The organism is Vibrio sp. 10N.261.52.A1, assembly GCF_002876325.1.
Taxonomy (GTDB): domain Bacteria; phylum Pseudomonadota; class Gammaproteobacteria; order Enterobacterales; family Vibrionaceae; genus Vibrio; species Vibrio chagasii.
On the sequence record NZ_MCYD01001438.1, the window covers coordinates 1 to 2,139 of the forward strand.

The window sequence follows — 2,139 nt, forward strand, 5'->3', positions numbered from 1 at the left end:
TTACAGTACTTTTTCTCAGAATAAAAATGACCAACTAAAAGAACCAATGTTCTTGGGTCAGTCGGTTAACGTTGCACGTTACGATCAACAAAAATTCGAAATCTTCGAGAAGCTTATCGAGAAGCAGCTTTCTTTCTTCTGGCGTCCAGAAGAAGTAGACGTGTCTAGCGACCGTATCGACTACAACAAGCTTCCTGAGCATGAAAAGCACATCTTCATCTCTAACTTGAAGTACCAGACACTGCTTGATTCTATCCAAGGCCGTAGCCCGAACGTTGCCCTACTTCCACTAGTATCACTACCAGAAGTTGAAACTTGGATTGAGACTTGGTCTTTCTCTGAAACGATTCACTCTCGTTCGTACACGCACATCATCCGTAACATCGTGAACGATCCAGGCCTAGTATTCGACGACATCGTTGAAAACGAAGAGATCCTAAAGCGCGCTAAAGACATCGCGTTCTACTACGACGACCTTATCCAGCTAACTGCGGATTACCACCGCTACGGTGAAGGCAACCACAACATCAACGGCGAAGACGTTAAAATTTCACTTCACGACCTGAAGAAGAAGCTTTACCTATGTCTAATGTCGGTAAACGCACTAGAAGCAATTCGTTTCTACGTAAGTTTTGCGTGTTCATTTGCATTCGCTGAGCGTGAGTTAATGGAAGGTAACGCGAAAATCATCAAGCTAATCGCTCGTGATGAAGCGCTTCACCTGACTGGTACTCAGCACATGATCAACTTGCTACGTAACGGTCAGGATGACTTCACATTCATGCAAATCGCAGAAGAGTGTAAGCAAGAGTGTTTCGACCTATTCAAGCAAGCGGCTGAACAAGAAAAAGAGTGGGCAGAATACCTATTCAAAGATGGTTCTATGATTGGTCTAAACAAAGACATTCTTTGCCAATACGTTGAGTACATCACTAACATCCGTATGCAAGCGGTTGGTCTTGGTACTGCTTACCCAGAAGCAACATCGAACCCAATTCCATGGATCAACGCTTGGTTATCTTCTGATAACGTACAAGTTGCTCCACAAGAAGCTGAAATCAGTTCTTACCTAGTTGGTCAGATCGACAACGAAGTGAAAGCTGACGACTTTGAAGGATTTGAGCTGTAATGCCAACAATCAAAATCAACAAGCTAACTTCAATTGAATCTAACCCTTCAAATACGCTATTGGAAACAATGGAACAGGCAGGGTTAGAGCCAGAGTACAACTGCCGTGATGGTCACTGTGGCGCTTGCCGCTGTACATTGGATTCTGGTGAGGTTGAGTACGTTGGTTTTGCTATGGCTTACACACAAGGCAACGAAATTTTGCCTTGTATCTGCAAAGCGAAATCCGATCTGTCGTTGAGTAACGTGATTCATCGAAACAAGCAAAAACGCGCTTAGTTCGTTCTACTTGTTTCGAATCGCGTGAATTACACGGCAATTCGAAAGCTTGAAGAAGTACAGCGAAATAGGGTCCGCCTCCTCTAGGAGTGCGGACCCTTTTTGATTTTAATACATGGTGATTTGAATACCTTTGCTTTCAATACTCGCTCTACCGCTGATTACTAAGACTTCCTGTCGACTGCGACAACACTCCGGCCTTTCTTAATGAGTGAGGCTCAACGTCACTGAACCGATGTAACAAGCGCTTCTACACTCTCCACAGCCATTGCACTTGTCTAAAGCGACATTGGGCAGTTCACCAGCTTCAATCTTTATCGCGCCCGCTGAACAAGCAGTCTGACAGGCGTGACAATCCATTTGCATGTAGTTATTGCAGCTATCAGCAAAGTTCGGTTTCAAATCAATGTAAGGCGCTACCGTAGGGTGAAGTGCACCAGTCGGACAAGTTTCACTGCATTTGTTACACATTGAGCAGCTGTTGTAATCCAAATTGAGTAGCGCACTGCCCTCTTGTATCTCAATGACACTATTTGGGCACGCTTGCTCACACAAGCCACAGCCGTCACACAGACGCTCAAACAGCACCTCATCAACGGCTCGCGGTGGCCTAGCATGTAAGCGCTGGGATTTCTCTTCATAACTGGCTGCAGCTTGAACAGGTTTAGACAACCGAGTTAAAAAACCACGCCTATTTGAATTTATTTGCTCAGACATTAATCAATATATAAC

Annotated in this window: 3 protein-coding genes; 2 read left to right on the forward strand and 1 reads right to left on the reverse strand. The window is 44.6% G+C overall.

From position 1 onward, the window contains the following. Together nrdB and yfaE are read left to right on the forward strand one after the other, a co-directional pair. A partial coding sequence (gene nrdB / locus BCT81_RS28900; RefSeq protein WP_241908295.1) for a class Ia ribonucleoside-diphosphate reductase subunit beta occupies positions 1–1,129 on the forward strand: 1,129 nt, incomplete at its 5' end. Further along, positions 1,129–1,407, forward strand: coding sequence for a class I ribonucleotide reductase maintenance protein YfaE (yfaE, locus tag BCT81_RS28905; protein ID WP_008222053.1), 279 nt, complete (start codon positions 1,129–1,131; stop codon positions 1,405–1,407). The genes nrdB and yfaE, both read left to right, overlap by 1 nt. A 204-nt stretch (positions 1,408–1,611) precedes the next feature. Here yfaE and napF read toward each other — a convergent pair whose 3' ends face one another. Further along, the gene (gene napF / locus BCT81_RS28910) at positions 1,612–2,124 is read right to left on the reverse strand and encodes a ferredoxin-type protein NapF (protein ID WP_102426655.1); all 513 of its coding nucleotides are present in this window, start codon (positions 2,122–2,124) and stop codon (positions 1,612–1,614) included. Positions 2,125–2,139: the final 15 nt, after the last annotated feature.

Bases quoted from the DNA above. Each gene is read 5' to 3' on its own strand.
- yfaE (WP_008222053.1), top strand. From the start codon at position 1,129: ATGCCAACAATCAAAATCAACAAGCTAACTTCAATTGAATCTAACCCT.
- napF (WP_102426655.1), bottom strand. From the start codon at position 2,124: ATGTCTGAGCAAATAAATTCAAATAGGCGTGGTTTTTTAACTCGGTTG.